Source organism: Anaerosalibacter bizertensis, from assembly GCF_009696605.1.
In the GTDB taxonomy this organism is placed as follows: domain Bacteria; phylum Bacillota; class Clostridia; order Tissierellales; family Sporanaerobacteraceae; genus Anaerosalibacter; species Anaerosalibacter bizertensis.
Genome location: NZ_VULR01000022.1, coordinates 1 through 17,136, shown reverse-complemented (window position 1 = coordinate 17,136; position 17,136 = coordinate 1). Strand labels below are relative to the sequence as shown.

Below are 17,136 nucleotides of genomic sequence, written 5' to 3'. Positions count from 1 at the left end.
CCAGAGAATATGGAAAAATTCCATACTCCTTGGCTCCTTTGCCTTCGAAAACACGCCATTGTGTTTTAATATTTAATTTTTAAAATCGAATATTATCTTTGTTCCTTCTTTTCCACTATCTATAATAAAATCTCCTTCAAGTTTATCCTTTACAATTTGTTCTACTATATTTAAACCTAAACTATTCATTTTTATATCCTTAACATTAAAACCTCTGCCATCATCTTTAACTGAAATAGTTGAATGTATCTCTCCTTTATATATTACAATTTCTATATAACCATGATCCCTATCTTTAAAACCATGTTCAATAGAATTTTGAATTAACTCATTTACCACAAGGGCTATAGATGTAGCTTTATCAGAATCTACTGAGAAGTTATCTCCTAAAACATTTACTTCTATATTTTGATCTGAAGTCGATATATAATCTAATGTATTCTTAGATATCATTTTTAAGATTGATTTTATATCTACTTCATCTATACCTTCTTGAGCTAATAATTCATGTGTTACAGAAATACTAAGAATTCTACTTATACTTTCATTAAAAGCCTTTTTTAAATAATCATCATCTACTCTCCTAGATTGTAACCTTAATAGACTAACTATAGTTTGAAGGTTGTTTTTCACCCTATGATGTATTTCCTTTATAACAACAGATTTTAAAATAAGTTCTTTTTCCTTTTCTTTAACCTCTGTAATATCTTTTATTATCATATTTACACCAGTTACTTTACCTTTCTGTCTCATAACACTATATTTTATTTCTAAATCCAAATTTCCAGCGCTTGTTTCAGGAGTTTTAGTATAGTTATTCATAAGCACTTTTTTAAAACTTATTTCATCAAGTACCAAGTTATTAAACTTCATACCTACTATATCATCCCTATAGCCTAATTTTTTATACAATCTTTTAGCACATGGATTAGCATAGATGGCTATACCATACCTGTCAAATACAATAATACTGTCATCTATATTTTGAGTTATTAAACTTAAATTTTGTCCCATATATTGAAACATTTCTGGAAAATCCTCTAAAGATTTTGAAAGAGTTGATCTATTTATATTTTCTCCATCTTTGAATACCTGATTTACAGCTTGTTCTATTATTAAAACAGCAATTACCTCACCTTTTTTATTCCTTACAGGTACTGTGGTCTGAATCACTGTCTTATTTTCTTGAGTAATAGCCTTTAAACCTCGGGTAGATACACCTGTGTTTAGTGTTCTAAGAGCTGCAGGTTCATTTTCTTGTAAAGCTATCTTCCCAACTACAGAATTCATATAGTTGGACTTTACATGAATTGGTTTTGCTTCAGCAACTACTATAGCTTTTGTATGATCTTTTGTAATACAATCTAAAAACACATCCGCCCTCACTAGTTCTGAAATAGTAGGAAGCATATCAGATATCTTTCTTAACTCATCAATATCTGAAAAACTTAGATTTGTATACTCTTTACATATATCAATAATATTCATTTTCATTCACCTTTTATCTATTCATTATTATTGCTTTAGCAATATCCTTCATAGGTGCTCTTTTATCCATACTTAATTTTCTAATCATATTATAAGCTTCTTCTTCTGTCACATTACCTTTATTCATCAATATTCCTTTAGCTCTCTCAACTAATTTTCTAGCTTCTAACTCACCCTTAGCTTTTTCCATGCTTTCTTTCATATATTTCATTTCTTCATCTTTTGCCAATGCTATTTCAATAGCTGGTAGAAGATTTTTTTCATTTATAGGCTTAACTATATATCCCATAACACCAATACCTTTAGCTTCATTTATAAATTCCCTTGTACTATAAGCTGTAAGAAGGACTATACAGCTGGCTATTTCTTCCTCTAGTAAAATTCTCGAAGCCTTCAACCCATCAAGTAATGGCATTTTTATATCCATAAGAACTAAATCTGGTTTAAGACTTTTACACATTTCCACTATATCAAATCCATCAGAAGCCATACCTACAACATTGTAGCCTGCTCCTGTTAAAATCTCTGAGATGTCCATCCTAGTAATAGGCTCATCTTCGGCTATTACTATCTTTTTACTCATGGTTTTTCCTCCCTTAATTATTGTAATAATCTTCTAATATCTTCTATACCCTTTCCATTTATAGAATTCACATAAAAAATATCTTCTACTCCTGCTTGTTTTAAATATTTTTCAGCTATTTTTACATCAGCATTGTAACAATCCACTTTAGTTATAATCCCTATAGACTTTTTATTAAAAATAGATGTAAAATTTGGAGGAAAGACAACTTTTTCACTGGTACAATCCTGTACAAGTCCTATAATATCATAATCCACTGAAGATATCATAAGTGCATTATAATATCTTCTATTTTCAATATATTCACCTGGAGTATCTAAGATATTTTTAGAGTATTCTAGGGATTGAGTCTTTTTATACCTTATTTTTTCATTATTTAGTGCCTGTTTAAGTGTGGTCTTTCCACTGCCAGTCTCCCCAATTAACATTATCTTTTTCATTGCAATCTCTCCTAAGATTTAGTTATATTAGTTGATGTAAATGCTAGAACATCTGATAAAAGGTTTAATACCTCTTTAAGTGCTGTCTCAACACTTGAAACATCTCCTGTTATAACTAACGAACCACTGAATCTATCTAAAAATCCTATTTCAACATCTGCCACCTTTGTAGAAATATCTGCAGCTATTATAGCTGCTTCACTTGGGGTAATAGTCAATATACCTATAGCATTACTCTTTTCATCATCCAATCCAAGTTTTACATATATGTTTTTTTGAGGGTTAGCTATTAAATGTGCCAATGTAACTTGTTTACCTGGAACATATTCCTGTATAACCCTTTGTTTTTCTACATCAGCCATATTATCAAATCCTTTGTCTAAAATTACAAAAAACGCCTACAATAAAGTGGATATTCCACTTCCTTTGTAGGCGTCATTGCCATTTATTAGCACTCCATTGTGCAAACGTATTCTAATGTATTTTCATTATAACAAATTAAAGATGCTATTGCAATACAATACAGCAATATTCTTAAAATTTAATTGTTTATTTAATCCACTCTACTACATCTTCCATAGGTCTTCTGGTTTTCTCTCTATGAGGATTTTCTTTTCTATATCCAAATGCAATTAATGTAGATACTCCAAATTTTTCTCTGTCCAGTACCCCTTCACTTTCCAACAATTTTTCTAATTCTTCTTTATTAAAACCTTCTATAGGGCAAGAATCTATACCTATTTCTGCCGCAGCAGTCATCATATTTCCAAGAGCAATATAAGTTTGTCTTATTGACCATTCAAACATATCTTTCTCATTATTAAATATTTTAAAATCTTCATTTTGAAATACTCTATACTTTTCACGTCTTTCCTTTATTTTATCATCTGGCATTTTGTGTACATCTCTCATCATATGAGTAATATAATCGGCACTATATATAACCTCTGAACCCTTCCTTGCCAATATTATTACCAAATGACTCAATGTTGGCATTTGTCTCCTTACTCCCCAAACTGCAGGCAATAGTTTTTCTCTAAGTTCTTCATTCTCAACTACAAGAAACTTCCATGGCTCAAATCCAAAAGAACTAGGGGAAAGTCTTCCTACCTCAAGTAAAAATTTAAAATCTTCTTCTGATATTTTCCTATCTGGATCAAATTCCTTACAAGCAAATCTAAATTTATGTGCATTTAATATCTCTTCTTTTCTTTTTTCTATATCAATATTTTTCATAAATATCCCTCCCAATATATATTTCCTTGTTTATGTATATACCCAACTTAATTTGATTTTAATTTTTTTTGCAAATATATTTGAGATTAATTATCATATTATAGGGTACTTAAGATAAATACGATTAGGAGGGAAATTAAATGAAAGGATATTTTGCTTCACACTTTTTTAATGATGCGATGTTTAGATGGACAGAGGAAGTAGCAAGTTATATTGAAAGTGAAACAGGGATTAATATGTATGTTCCTCAAAGAAATGGAGAAATAAATGATAAAAGGGAAAATGATGATATAATAACAGATATAAAAATTGCTCAAGCTGATACTCTTGAATTAAAAAAAGCTAATATATTATTTGCTTGCCTTGATGGGCTTACTATAGATGATGGGGTAGCTGGAGAAATAATGGGCTTTGGCCTTATCAAGGAAATGGAAGAAGAATATAATATTCCTGACAGGAAGCCAAGGCTAATCATTGGAATAATAACAGATATGAGATGGCAAGGAACTGGAGACAATCATTTATATAGAAACCTAATGATTTTAGGCAAAGTTAAAGAACATGGATATATAGTAGAAGGATATCCTGGAGAAGATGACTATAAAGAAAAAATTATTGCAATAGTAAAAAATTTTGAAGAAAAATATTTTTAAAAGAACAGGGACAACTACCTGTCCCCATTCTTTACACTACTTATAACTTAAAAGAATCTATTAACTAATAATTTTGAATAAGCTACACATTCATCAATATTGCCAAAATTCATTACTTCTCCTGCATAGTAGGTTCCTAGTTCTCCTTGCATTCCCTCTACTTTATCATACCAACCATGTTTTAACTCATCACAATTAACATGTGGAAAATATCTCCAAGACTTATGCATAACAATATCTATAAGATTCATGCCTAAAGTTTCAAGGTCTTCCTCTACAAGTTGTCTTGCTTCTTTTACTCCTACCCTTTCTTGAGGATCTCCTAAAACATACATTGTTACTATTTGTTCTGGTTCATTTTCCCATCTATGGTAATATACCATTGTATGTCCTGCTCTAGATTGCATCATGTTTCCTGGGATATAACCAGAAATAGTTGGATAATTTTCTACTGTACAAGCAAATACCTTATAGTCTTCATATTTTATCTTAGAAAACAGTTCTTCCTCTTCTTCTGTTACGTCAACATATAGATGTAAGTCTTGCAATGGAGAAGTAAATATTATTTTATCATATTCTTCTCTACCAAATTCAGTATATACATATACTTTGTCATCTTCTCTTCTTACTTTATTTATCTTTGTGCAAAGTCTTGGTTTTTTATTAAGTCTATATGAAAGCTCTTTCCAAACTTCTTGGGTTCCTTTTTTCCAAGTTAATAAATCTTTTCTTATAAAAGAGTTCATTGTTTCCCAATCTAAATATTTAAGTACATAAGCTGCTGATAAACCTGATGGACCAGCTCCTACAATACATATCCTTTCTTTTAAATCCTTAGCCATTTTAATCATCCTTTCTTCTTTTATTTTTAAAACATATTATATTAGGTTTAATATAATATGTTTGTTTTAAACAACTTAAAATTAAGCCAAAGAAATTCTAATCTCTAAGCTGCTTATAGGATAAGAAGAGCATGGATGGAAATATCCATATATTTTATCTGCTTCTCTTCTTCCATCATTTTCAGGACTTACATATATTTCACCTTTTAACAGCTGTGAACGACAAAATCCACATTCGCCCGATCTACAATGTGAGTCATTTTTTATACCATTCCTTTCAAGTGCTACCAAAACAGATTCAGAAGAACTTGCTTCAATATCTACGATATTTTTTCCTATATGGACCTTAATACTATATTTTTTGTTTTTAGCACTATTAGGAAAATCATCCATAGAGTATATATCTGGCATTTCTCCAAATACTTCTCTTCTAATTCTTTTTCTCGGTATTTTAAGATTATTCAATTCTTTTTCAACAAATTTGTACATTACTTGGGGACCGCATATAAAGAAAGTACTATTATTTATATCAGTATACTTTTTAATAATATCCTTGGTTATAAATCCTGTTTCGCCATCCCAACCTTTTTCTTCTCCACTAAGTACAGGTACAAATTTTATTTTATCTGGATGATTTTTCTCAAAATCAATAAATTCTTTATAAAACATAAATTCTTTTTTAAAATTACTTCCATAGATGAGTATTAACTTAGCCTCTAACTTTCCATTGCAAATTTCTCTAGCCATAGAATGAAATGGAGTTATACCAGATCCGCCAGCTAATGCAACTATCGTATCTGCATCTCTTAAGGGTTCATAATAAAATTGTCCATGGGCCATAGAAGCCATAACTTCAGTACCTGGTTTCCAATTTTCCCAAATATATTCCGTTACAAACCCACCATCCTTTTTACGAATGGATACTTCCACAAAAGGTTTCTTACTTCTATTTTCTAATACTTGATAAGGTGCTGAAGAAATAGAATAAGGTCTGGTAACCCAAGATTCTCCTATTTGAAATTTGAAACTAATATATTGTCCTGCTTGAAATATAGGTATTTCTGGAGCATCTTCTCCATATTTGTTGCTTTTTACAAATCTATATGTTCTAGATGTAGCAGTAGTTTGCTCAACAGAATCAATAGTTAAATAAACTTTATCTGGATGTATTTTTTTCGCCAATTCATTTATGGGATCTTTGGTAACTGGCTTAGGAGACGCATTTTTAATTTTTTCTTTCCTAATTTCCAATATATTGCTAGGACCTTTTATATCCTCAAAAAATCCTTTAACTTTCATTAGTTATTGCCTCCTTCCCTCATTGCCTTTAATACTTCAGCTGCTGCTTTTCTACCTGATGTTATTGCTGGAGCATAACCATTTCCTATAGAAGAATGAGCTCCGGCAAATTCTAACCCTTTAATATACCTTTCTTGTCTTTCTGTAGACATTCTTCCAACTAAAGAATCCCATACCTGATGCTCATAACCATATACAGAGCCATTCCAAGAACCAGTATACCTAGAAATTGTGGCCGGTGTTGCAATTTCTATTTCTTCTATATGAGCAAATAAATTGACCCCAAGGACATCATTCATTTTTTCAATCATTGCTTTAGCCATAAATCTTTTAATATCATAATAATCTTCTTCCTTAACATTTAGCCAACCATCTGGTTTAGGAAGAGCCGTTATACTCATTTCCGTAGTTCCACTTGGAAAACAATCTTCTACAGCCTTATTTAGTACAATAGTTGTAATATAATTTGGTGGATCCAATGTCTTATAATTTTCCCAGATTAAATCTGTATCCATGGTATCTCCAACAAAATAACTATAACTTTCTATATTTAGTTCTTCTGGTGGAGCATCTAATGCAAGATATACACATAAGGCTGTTACTCCTATATTTCTAGCATTAGTTAACTTATAAGCTATTTCAGGAACCTCAGATTTAGGATATACCATTTTCGTATATACTTTATTAGGATATGATCCACATATTACATAGTTTGCTCTAATCATATCACCTGCTGCTGTTTCTACCCCTATAACCTTTCCGTTCTCAGCAAGTATCTTCTCAACTCTTGTCTTATACTCAATTTGTCCTCCAAGTTCTCTAACACGTTTATCCATACCTACACTTATAGCGTGAGAATTGTGTCTTGCAACTACTGCTCCTCCTTCAAAATAGTCACCCATTAAATAAGCCCAAACTGTAAAAGACAATCTTTTAAGAGGTACCCCCACATAAATCCAATAAGGAGATATAATATCTATAGCCTTTTGAGGAAGTTCAAATGTATCTATTACCTCTTGTGCAGAATATCCTGCTGTTTTAACAAAAGATGAATGATTTCTAAGCATCTCCCATTTGCTAAGTTTATCTGCACCGCCTATTTCTCCAAAATAATTTAGACTATCCATTACTTCTTTACATACTTTCATTAGCTTAGTCATCTTATTCCTTGTTCCTGGTACTTCCTTCTCCACAACTTCTATCATATTTTCAATTCCATAAGGTAGAGTAACATTGATATTTTGATTAGGAAGAACTAATTGATAAGCTTCAGGAACTTGAATCCATTCAACATCTACTCCCGCTTCGTCTAAAAATCTTCTTATCTTTCTAGGATTTTCAGCGGTTCCAACACTTTGAAGCTCATGAAGAGTAGCTTCAAATTCAAATGGACCTCTAACAAAACTTGTAGCAAGCCCTCCTGGTAAATTATGTTGTTCTAATATAAGGCAACGTTTCCCAGAAAGGCCAAGTTGCAAACCTGCAGAAAGTCCTGCTAAACCAGCTCCGATTATGATAACATCATAATATTCATTAAATTTTGAATATTTTTTATTAGCTTTTCTTTTCATATTCCTCCCTCTTTTCTTCTATTTATCGAATTTTCTAACTTCTATAAGTTTATTCTAACTTTTACCATAAATATTGTCAATTTCTAAACAAGTTGATGAAATAGCCATTCTAAATGTTTATTTTGTAATAGGGTTTACACTAGTTTATTTAAATTAAAATTCTATATGTTTCAGTGTTTGTCATAGGAATATGACTAAATTTTCTCAAAATAATTTTTATATATGTAAACCCAACTTGAATGTAATTTTGATAAAAAAAAAGACCTTTAGGTCTTAAAATTCTAGAAAAATTTATTTACAAGATATTTTGAATAAGCGATACATTGTTCTATACTGGAAAAAGACATTATTTCTCCTCCATAATAAGTATTATTTACAGATTGAAGGTCTTCCAATTTATCATAGAAACCTTCTGCCATAGTTTCACTATCTACATGAGGAAAGTACTTCCAGCTCTTATGTATATGTAATCTATTTATTTTGGCTCCCAATCTTCTTAAATCTTCTTCAACTATTGCTTTACACTTACTTTCATCTATCTCATCATTACCTAAAGCATATACTGTTATCAAATCATTATATGCCATATCTTGCCACCTATAATACCACACAAGAACATGACATGACCTGGCATATTGCTAAAGAGATGATGGAAATCTTGAAAACTGTTCCATACCTACTTTATTCATTAGTTCTAATATATTTAAATGGCTTGGTACTGCCATCATGGCTCCTAATTCATAAGTTTTATCTTTATATTTGATTGTAAAACATTTTCCACCTACACGAGTATCTTTTTCTAGTACAGTTACATTCCTATATCCCTTATTTTCAAGAAAATAAGCTGTACTTAACCCTGAAGCACCTGCACCTATTATTCCTATCTTTTTATCCTTATCTACCACATTTTATCACCGTCCTTAATACTATCTACATAAAACCATAGTGGAAGTGGAAAATCCTTATCTTTTGTAGACATTATTACTTCAATAGGTGTTTTCCCTTTATTAGAACCCTTATTTATTGGCCTTTCAAAATTATAATATCTCATAAATTCATTTAATTCAGATTGGATTTTTTTAATGGAATAGTTTTTCTCCCATTTTATTAAGTTAATATAAAATTCTTCATGTATTATTGAGTTAAAATCATGTAGAAACTCAAAATATTGAGTTTCTTTTGAAGGGATTGTCCAATGCTTTATATTTTTATTTGTTAAAAAAGTATCATATTTGTGCTGAGCTTTATCCCAATTAGTTGAATATTCTAATGCATTATTTGTTATTAAATTACTTATTTTCAGATCTAATGCTTCAACAGTAGGAAGCATCTTCGTCTCCATAAGATTTATTACATTTATTGATTCTTTATTAGGATAAATTTTAGCAAAAGCATAATTAGAATAGCAGTCAACTGAAGCAATTTGATATATTTTTCCTAAGGTTTCAATCTTTCCTATATAAGTAGTTCCTTGCTGTATGACATATCCTGGATAAGTATTATATATATTTGGGAACTTTATTAGGCATTTTAGGTTTTGATCTTGGTATATCTTCTAAACCTTCAATGCCCATCTTCTGATATCTATTATACCACTTATAATAACTTGTTCGTGATATACCAAAAAACTTACATGCCTTACTAACGTTGTTTGTTTCTAAAGCATATTTTATGACAAGATATCTATTTTCAGGAGTAAACTTATCCATATTCACAAGATAATTCCCCCATTCAAATATTAAATAAAGATTTTAACTCCTTAATAATCATTTCTATATTTTTATTTAAAATCCTTTATTTAAATCGAAATATGTTAAGATACAAGGCTTATTAGTATTTTGATTTTAAACATTTATACTCTCGGGCAACTATCTCCACTAGTAAACCACTTACATGGTTTGCAGCCCAGACATTTAACAATCTCTTGTCCTTCTTTTATACGTTTTGTAAAGTTATAATCTGCAAGCTGAGGTCTACCTATAGCAACAAAATCTACTAGATTGTTATCAATTAAATAACTTGCTTTTTCCACTGTCTTAATTGAATTTACAGCTATAATTGGAATAGTTACTTCTTTTTTTATTTTAGTTGCACCGTAGACAATCCAATTACAAGGAAATTCTTCAGGCACTTTCTCCTCAATTGGAGTATTATCAAATCCTGTAGAGATATGAAGATAGTCCATTCCTATATGTTCTAGTTTTTTTGCCATATTAATACTAGTTTTCAAACCATCTTCATTACAACCTACTCTAATGCCAACAATAAAATCGTCATTAACATTTTCTTTAATCCCTTCAACAATTTCTTTTACAAATCTCAATCTATTATCAAGACTTCCACCATATTCATCTTCACGTTTATTTACCTTAGTAGAAAAAAATTGTGTCATAAGATATGAATGAGCACCATGAATCTCTACCCCATCAAAACCAGCTTTTTCTGCCCTAATAGAAGCATTTATAAAATCCCTTTTAAGACTATGGATTTCATCAATTGTCATGGATCTAGCTAATATATCACCATCGCTATAATATGATGAAGTTATAGTATCTTCATTTATATGCTTTGGAGTTTTAAGTCCTGCATGATGAAGTTGTATAAATACCTTTGAACCATGTTTATGGCATACATCAGCTATCTTACTCAAACCTTCTATATAATCATCAGACCAGATTCCCAGTTGATCTGTAGACAATCTTCCATCTTTGTCTACAGATGTTGCCTCTACAATAACAAGTCCAGTACCACCTTTAGCTATGGATTCATAATGGTTTATATTTTTTTCAGAAACAAAACCATTGTCTTCAGCAAACCCAAAGCAAACCATAGGTGGTAATACAATCCTATTTTTTATTTCTAAATTTTTAATTTTTTGTGGTTTAAAAAGTAAATTCATTATCTTCTCAACCTTTCATATCAATTTATAGTATTTTCATTATCTAACTATAGATAATATCATACTTGCCTATTAAAAATATAAAATATATGTTTATTATTAGATAAATTACAGATAATAAAGTTATCTAATTGTTTAAAGAAGGTGGTTAAAATAGACGCTATTGAAACAACCTATAACCATGTTTTAAATGTAATCTTTGGTGTAGTAAATCCAATTAAAAAGTCCATAATAAAAACTCAATGTAAAGTTCATAAATCAATTAATGTAGATGCATTAACAATACTTAAAAACGATAATTATCTATCAGAATATTACTTTTTTAGCAACTATATTTTAGATATAAATGAAGGAACTGTATGGGCAGATCAAGATTTCAAAAGCTCAAACCATTTCTATAATCCTTTTCAGAAAAAAGGATTGTATGGCAGAAAAAGTGCATTAGACTTAGGCATTGACTATTATTCTAAAGCTCTTGAACTATGGGAAGACAATAAACTTAATGAATCCCTGTTTTTTCTAGGTGCAGCTCTTCACATTATCCAGGATATGACAATACCTCAACATGCTAATATTAAACTACTCGATAATCATCGCCAATATGAATCATATGTTAAAAATACATATGGTTATCTAAAAGAATTTGAAGTGGAAAAAGGAGCTTATCTATTAGATTCTATTAGAGATTATATAAGATTTAATACTAGGATTGCGATTAAAATTTATAAACAATTTAGTACTATATCGGATGACAAAGCTAGATTTTATCATATAACCAAGTGTGCTCTTCCTCTTGCCAAAAGGACTACAGCTGGAGCTATGGTCATGTTTTATGAGGATATAAAAAAGACTTAGAATCTATTCTTTTTTAATCCTAAGTCTTTTATTATGTATAGAAATCTAGATATTTGTTTCTTCTTTTATCCATTTCTGAATATCATTAATAATTTTATTTATCTCTTCTCTTGTTGTGAGAGGATTGTTACAACAAAATCTTAGAACCACCTTTCCCCTTAAGGTAGTAGTTAAAAAAGCAACATAATTTTTTTCTAATGCCCTTTTAGAAAGGTTACGATTTATATCATTTAGTTCTTCCTCTGTGTATTTATCACTTACAAAACGGAAATTGATTATACCCATTTGAGATTTAGAAACAATTTCAAAGCTATCATATTTAAGTACTTCCTCTTCAATCCAATCTGCAATAACAAAGCCTTGATCAATAGCCTGTCTCATAGCATCTATACCTACAGTTTGTAATGTAAACCACAATTTCATACCTCTTGCAGGTTTTGTTAATTCCATTCCCATATCCCAAAAGTTAAACTCTTCACCAGTAGACTCAACATCTTTCAGATATTCTGGGTTTGTATGGAAAGTTTCTACAAGTTTCATTTTATCCCTACATATAACTACTCCACATCCATAGGTTTGAAAAAGCCATTTGTGTCCATCCCAACTAACAGAGTCTGATTTTTCAATTCCCTTAACATATCTTTATGGCTAGATAATAATACAGATGCCCCATAAGCACCATCTACATGGTACCAAATTTTATATTTCTCTGCAATTTCCCCTAATTTTCCTAAAGGATCAACTGAACCTATATTTGTTGTTCCAGAACTACCTACTAATAAAAAAGGTTTGAAATCATTTAGTATATCATCTTTAATGATTTCCTCTAATTTATTAATATCCATTTTAAAATCTTCTATAGTGGGAACTATTCTAACATTTTTTTTAGGCAATCCCATAAGGTGAATAGCTTTTGTAACAGAACTATGGGTTTGATCTGATACATAGACTGTCCCTTTTATAAACTCTTCTGGTTTCAATTTATCATCTCTAGCCACAATAGAAGCAGTTAAATTGGCCATAGAACCACCTGATACAAACTGACCACCTAGTTTTTCACCGTCATAACCTATTAAGGAACCCATCCAACCAATAGTTTCATTTTCTAAAGTTGCTGTACCTCCACTAATGCTACATCCTCCTCCATAAGGATTGTGAATAGAGTTAATAAATTCTCCAAATATAGAATAAGGGGACATATCATTAGGCATAAAGCAAAAATAATATTGTATTTATATTATATAATAAACTAAAATCATATGAAGACTTTGTTTATGCTCTACTGTTATTAGCTATTCTAAAAAAATATATCAGTAACAAATTTTCAAATTTGTTACTGATATATTTTTATTGTTATTTAGCTAGTTTACCTCTATATAAATCTTTAATATATTTAGTTTTAACGTTATTTAAGTATGGTCTTAAGCTCCATAAGTTTAGAAATTTCATAAGTAGGTTTTATATTCATTTTATTGAAAGTTTTATTAGGATTATACCAGCAAGTGTCTATACCAAAATTTATTCCACCTTGTATATCTGAAGTTAGACTATCTCCTACCATAAGTATCTTGCTCTTGTCTTTACACTCTATATTATCTAAAGCATACTCAAAAATTTTAGGATCTGGTTTTGCTACCTCTACTTCCTCAGATACTATTATCTCATCAAAATATTTCGCTATAGAAGACTTTCTTATTCTGTTATCCTGAACATACTTAAGTCCATTGGTAATCATAGCAAGAATATAATCTTTATGCAAACTTTTCACAAGATCCATACTATCATCAAGTAGAAAAGACGCCTGGGATAAATGTTTCATATATGCCTTTGCAAACTTAACTTCATCTAATGAAATATTTAATTTATCTGATAATCTTCTGAATCTTTCTACTTTTAATTTTTCTTGGCTAATAAGTCCAGCCTCAAACTCTTCCCATATAGCTTTATTTATATCCTCATATATTTTCAAATGATTTTCTTCATCATATTTTATATCAAATTCAAACATAGTCTTTTTAAAAGCTTCACTTTCAGATTTTTTAAAATCAAATAAAGTATCGTCTGCATCAAAAATTATAACTTCATATTTCATAACAATCACCCCACATATCATAACTGATTTTTTTAATTATATCATATAACTAAAAAATACTCCTTAATCATGTATATAAATATCTATTATTAACAAAAAAGCATCCTCTAAAAGAGAATGCTTTAATTTCACTAAAAATACTAGTTTAATAAAACTAACCTAAGTTTTAATTAAAATTTTATATTTTTAAGGTCAGTATAAATATATGTTTAACAACAACTAAAAGAAAGTCTATAAATGTTTACTCATTAACATTTCCCAAATCTCCAATATTCAATATCTGATATATTAGGGATCTTATTTCCTTTTGTTCTGAATGGGTTAATATAATTAATGCAATTATACCTGCTAAAGGTAGAATAAGAAAATAACTTGTTATTAATAGGGCTAATCCTATATATAACCACTTGTTATTCCACTTAGTACTAATTTTTAATTTATTTCCTGATATTGTAACTATATATTTACAGTAGTTAGCACTTATCTCAACTCTTTCAAAATTGTGATCATAATTAATACCATCTACTTTAGTAGTTTTTAACTGACTTTTAAGTATTTCATAAACTTCCTCTCCCTTTAAAGATTTTGATATTATATATTCCCTATCTCCTATTGCCATATCTGCTACGCCTCCTCTTTGCATTTCTTTTTCTTATTTAAAATATTAGCAAAACTACATGGACAAATTGTGTCTATTTGAATTTTAAAATCATAAAAAAACCATAATGAACTAATTATTTCATTATGGTTTTATTTTTAAATATAATTGTTTAACATCTGTTCAATTGTATCTTTCATTTCTTCCCGAAATTCTTTTGGTTCCATAACTTCTAAAAATTGCATCTGACTTAAAAGCCACATTTTTATTCCACGCCCATATATTTCTGCTTTAATAATAGCCTTTCCATCCTTTTTCTCTAATATTTCTGCAGTAGGTAATCTGTCTAATACAGCCTCTAAAGATTCACCCCAAAATTTAAATTTGATTGTCTGAATATTTCCTCCTTGCATAAATTGTATTCTCTTTCTAAATTCAATATCTTCAAATCTTTTATTATATTCAACTTTAAAATGTTCCTCAGTAATATTCCATTCAACTATTCTATCTACCCTATAAATAGCTGGATAGTCTTTCTTTTTACCTTTTAAATATGCAATAAGATAAAAATAGAAATCTGAAAACATTACTCCAACAGGTTCAAGTGTTCTTTCAACAACACTACCATCAGCTCTCCTATACTTTACATTTATCAAAAACTGTTTCTTAACAGCATAGGATAACTTCCATAGTATGTTTATCAAGTCTCCCCTATGTTTAACTTCCATATAGTTTAGCTTTTCATTTCCAATAATATATTTTAAAAGTTTTTCATCTTCTTTAGGATATACCTTCTTTTCAAGTTTTTCAATTATAGTATTCATTTCATTTACATTTAAAGCTCTACTTTCCAATAATATTTTACAAATAGCTAATATCTCATTTTTCGTCAACTCATCATCATAAATATGTTTTAACTTATAACATTTTTCCTTTTTATCATAGTAGAGTGTTCCTTTATAGTTTTCAGATAATGTTTCAAAATAGTACTTTAAAACATCAATATCTCTCTGTATTGTTTTTTTATCTACATGGAACTTTTCTGCTAAATCACTTTTTACAAATGAACCATTATTTATTAATATTTCAGCCATCTTCAAAATTCTATATACTTTTGGCATGCTATCGTCTTCTATCATATTTGCCCCCATTTAATCTTATCTATCCCTGATCATTAATTTAAACTATTGGAATTATATAATTCTTATAGCCTATTCATAAAATCCCAATATAAATACTCCTATACTTATCATTATAATAGTAAAATATTGCTCCTTGGTTAGTTTTTCTTTTAAATAAATCCTTCCAAATATGACAGCTACTATACTATCTATTGACATCAATGGTGCTGCAACTACTGAATTAGAATTTAGAGCATATACATAAAAAAATTGACCTGCTGTTTCAAATAGTCCACCATAAATATTATATTTTTCATCTACTAGCTTGTACCCCTGTTTCTTAACTACTATTATATAAAATAATGATATCAAGGCTACAATACAAAATGTTAATTCAAAGGATATCAATGCTTCCTCTGGTGTAAAATATTTGCTTAAGTATACATCGTCTAAAAATGTACCCACCCCATCTAAAATAGCATAAAAGATAGGAAATAATAACGCAGCTGCTCCTATTTTATTTTTTTTATCTATTTGTGCTGAATTTTTTAAGCTTTCCCTATCTGCTTCTTTTTTTTCTAAAACAGCTAATAAAATCAAACCTAATGTAATTAAACTTACCGCAAAAAATTGCCATCCAGACATAGTTTTACCTAATACTTTAAAAGACAATATCCCTGCTATAGCTCCAGAAGTACTAGCAACTGGCGAGCCCACAGATATTAATAAATATCTATAGCCATAAAAATCTATAGCCATAGATAATATATATAAAAATGACACTGGAAAATAACTGATTATATTTTTAATATCATATTGCCAATTTAATTTTTGCAGTTCTACTACTGAATGAATTCCCATCATTAATCCAATCATTATCAATATTCTTAAATGACTATACTTATCAGTAGGGTTTGTCCCTTTTTTAAAAAATACATCAGATAACCCCCAGCAAAATGTTGCAGCTATTGCAAGTGTAAACCATGTAAACTCCATCATATTCCCCCTATACTATTGTGTTTGAAATTGCAGATTTTATTATATAATAATTACTTCCCATTAGCAAAAATAAAATAATGTGATTCTCTGTATCTTTAACTTTAAGGGTCAATATTATTAGATTTGTTTTTATTGTATTTATCTAAAAAATATATAACATGGAAATGTAAAATTCGATTCATTTTTTAATTTTTTCAAAACTCTCTTTCATGTCTTTTAAAAAATTCATAATATATACGTACATTTTCCAACTCTGTCCACCTTTTTATATCAACCGGATTTTCATCAAGATCATATATTTTGGCTCCATTCATAGCAAGTAAAAATGGCGAGTAGATAGGCTATACTAAATAGGACAACTAAATTCCGAACAATGATATAATATAAAATATAAAGAATTGGGAGGAATTAAAATGGCAAAAAGGTATACGGAAGATTTCAAAAAACAAATAGTTAGCCT

Annotated in this window: 21 protein-coding genes; 2 read left to right on the top strand and 19 right to left on the bottom strand. The window is 29.4% G+C overall.

The window, feature by feature from the left end:
* Positions 1-72 precede the first annotated feature (72 nt).
* From FYJ27_RS11660 to FYJ27_RS11640, 5 genes are all read right to left on the bottom strand, one after another.
* A complete protein-coding gene (locus tag FYJ27_RS11660; RefSeq protein ID WP_229775557.1) occupies positions 73-1,488 on the bottom strand; it encodes a histidine kinase N-terminal domain-containing protein in 1,416 nt (471 codons plus the stop codon).
* A 13-nt stretch (positions 1,489-1,501) separates the two neighbouring features.
* Positions 1,502-2,071: an ANTAR domain-containing response regulator gene (locus FYJ27_RS11655; RefSeq protein WP_154484997.1), complete on the bottom strand. Its 570-nt coding sequence runs from the start codon at positions 2,069-2,071 to the stop codon at positions 1,502-1,504.
* Between the two features lie 17 nt (positions 2,072-2,088).
* Positions 2,089-2,511, bottom strand: a complete 423-nt coding sequence (locus FYJ27_RS11650; protein ID WP_154484996.1) for a EutP/PduV family microcompartment system protein — start codon at positions 2,509-2,511, stop codon at positions 2,089-2,091.
* A gap of 11 nt (positions 2,512-2,522) precedes the next feature.
* Positions 2,523-2,873, bottom strand: a complete 351-nt coding sequence (gene eutS, locus FYJ27_RS11645; protein ID WP_154484995.1) for an ethanolamine utilization microcompartment protein EutS — start codon at positions 2,871-2,873, stop codon at positions 2,523-2,525.
* Between the two features lie 187 nt (positions 2,874-3,060).
* Positions 3,061-3,747, bottom strand: a complete 687-nt coding sequence (locus FYJ27_RS11640) for an NAD(P)H-dependent oxidoreductase (protein WP_154484994.1) — start codon at positions 3,745-3,747, stop codon at positions 3,061-3,063.
* A gap of 140 nt (positions 3,748-3,887) precedes the next feature.
* Between FYJ27_RS11640 and FYJ27_RS11635 the strand changes: the two genes are divergently transcribed.
* Positions 3,888-4,400 carry a nucleoside 2-deoxyribosyltransferase gene (locus tag FYJ27_RS11635; RefSeq protein WP_154484993.1) on the top strand — a complete coding sequence of 171 codons (513 nt, stop codon included), beginning with the start codon at positions 3,888-3,890 and terminating at the stop codon, positions 4,398-4,400.
* 47 nt (positions 4,401-4,447) lie between these two features.
* Here the strand turns inward: FYJ27_RS11635 and FYJ27_RS11630 are convergent, their stop codons facing one another.
* The 8 genes from FYJ27_RS11630 to FYJ27_RS11595 form a co-directional block, all read right to left on the bottom strand.
* Positions 4,448-5,242 (bottom strand): FAD-dependent oxidoreductase, encoded by a 795-nt coding sequence (locus FYJ27_RS11630; RefSeq protein ID WP_195839130.1) that lies wholly within the window; start codon positions 5,240-5,242, stop codon positions 4,448-4,450.
* An 81-nt stretch (positions 5,243-5,323) separates the two neighbouring features.
* Positions 5,324-6,541, bottom strand: coding sequence for a 2Fe-2S iron-sulfur cluster-binding protein (locus tag FYJ27_RS11625; protein ID WP_154484991.1), 1,218 nt, complete (start codon positions 6,539-6,541; stop codon positions 5,324-5,326).
* On the bottom strand, positions 6,541-8,112 hold the full coding sequence (locus FYJ27_RS11620; RefSeq protein WP_154484990.1) for a phytoene desaturase family protein: 1,572 nt from the start codon (positions 8,110-8,112) through the stop codon (positions 6,541-6,543). The genes FYJ27_RS11625 and FYJ27_RS11620 overlap by 1 nt, the downstream gene beginning before the upstream one ends.
* Positions 8,113-8,393: 281 nt before the next feature.
* Positions 8,394-8,699 (bottom strand): hypothetical protein, encoded by a 306-nt coding sequence (locus tag FYJ27_RS11615; RefSeq protein ID WP_154484989.1) that lies wholly within the window; start codon positions 8,697-8,699, stop codon positions 8,394-8,396.
* Positions 8,700-8,750: 51 nt separating this feature from the next.
* Complete coding sequence (locus FYJ27_RS11610) at positions 8,751-9,017, bottom strand: FAD-dependent oxidoreductase (protein WP_154484988.1); 267 nt, start codon at positions 9,015-9,017, stop codon at positions 8,751-8,753.
* Positions 9,011-9,454, bottom strand: a complete 444-nt coding sequence (locus FYJ27_RS11605) for a hypothetical protein (RefSeq protein ID WP_154484987.1) — start codon at positions 9,452-9,454, stop codon at positions 9,011-9,013. Before FYJ27_RS11605 ends, FYJ27_RS11610 begins: the two co-directional genes overlap by 7 nt.
* A gap of 157 nt (positions 9,455-9,611) precedes the next feature.
* Complete coding sequence (locus FYJ27_RS11600; RefSeq protein ID WP_229775558.1) at positions 9,612-9,821, bottom strand: helix-turn-helix domain-containing protein; 210 nt, start codon at positions 9,819-9,821, stop codon at positions 9,612-9,614.
* A 143-nt stretch (positions 9,822-9,964) separates the two neighbouring features.
* Positions 9,965-11,011 carry an NADH:flavin oxidoreductase gene (locus FYJ27_RS11595; protein ID WP_154484985.1) on the bottom strand — a complete coding sequence of 349 codons (1,047 nt, stop codon included), beginning with the start codon at positions 11,009-11,011 and terminating at the stop codon, positions 9,965-9,967.
* Between the two features lie 144 nt (positions 11,012-11,155).
* Here FYJ27_RS11595 and FYJ27_RS11590 point away from each other — a divergent pair, with 144 nt between their 5' ends.
* Complete coding sequence (locus FYJ27_RS11590; protein WP_326831090.1) at positions 11,156-11,866, top strand: zinc dependent phospholipase C family protein; 711 nt, start codon at positions 11,156-11,158, stop codon at positions 11,864-11,866.
* A 45-nt stretch (positions 11,867-11,911) separates the two neighbouring features.
* Here the strand turns inward: FYJ27_RS11590 and FYJ27_RS12975 are convergent, their stop codons facing one another.
* The 6 genes from FYJ27_RS12975 to FYJ27_RS11560 all read right to left on the bottom strand — a co-directional run bounded on the left by FYJ27_RS12975 (position 11,912) and on the right by FYJ27_RS11560 (position 16,673).
* Positions 11,912-12,493, bottom strand: a complete 582-nt coding sequence (locus FYJ27_RS12975) for a pyridoxal-dependent decarboxylase (RefSeq protein ID WP_326831091.1) — start codon at positions 12,491-12,493, stop codon at positions 11,912-11,914.
* Entirely contained in the window at positions 12,424-13,077 is a 654-nt protein-coding gene (locus FYJ27_RS12970; RefSeq protein ID WP_154484983.1) for a pyridoxal phosphate-dependent decarboxylase family protein, read from the bottom strand. Before FYJ27_RS12970 ends, FYJ27_RS12975 begins: the two co-directional genes overlap by 70 nt.
* 194 nt (positions 13,078-13,271) lie before the next feature.
* Positions 13,272-13,958: a YjjG family noncanonical pyrimidine nucleotidase gene (locus FYJ27_RS11575; protein WP_154484982.1), complete on the bottom strand. Its 687-nt coding sequence runs from the start codon at positions 13,956-13,958 to the stop codon at positions 13,272-13,274.
* Positions 13,959-14,199: 241 nt separating this feature from the next.
* Complete coding sequence (locus FYJ27_RS11570; protein WP_154484981.1) at positions 14,200-14,577, bottom strand: hypothetical protein; 378 nt, start codon at positions 14,575-14,577, stop codon at positions 14,200-14,202.
* Between the two features lie 137 nt (positions 14,578-14,714).
* Positions 14,715-15,695, bottom strand: a complete 981-nt coding sequence (locus tag FYJ27_RS11565) for a helix-turn-helix transcriptional regulator (RefSeq protein WP_195839129.1) — start codon at positions 15,693-15,695, stop codon at positions 14,715-14,717.
* Positions 15,696-15,767: 72 nt separating this feature from the next.
* Positions 15,768-16,673 (bottom strand): DMT family transporter, encoded by a 906-nt coding sequence (locus tag FYJ27_RS11560; protein WP_195839128.1) that lies wholly within the window; start codon positions 16,671-16,673, stop codon positions 15,768-15,770.
* Positions 16,674-17,136 lie beyond the last annotated feature (463 nt).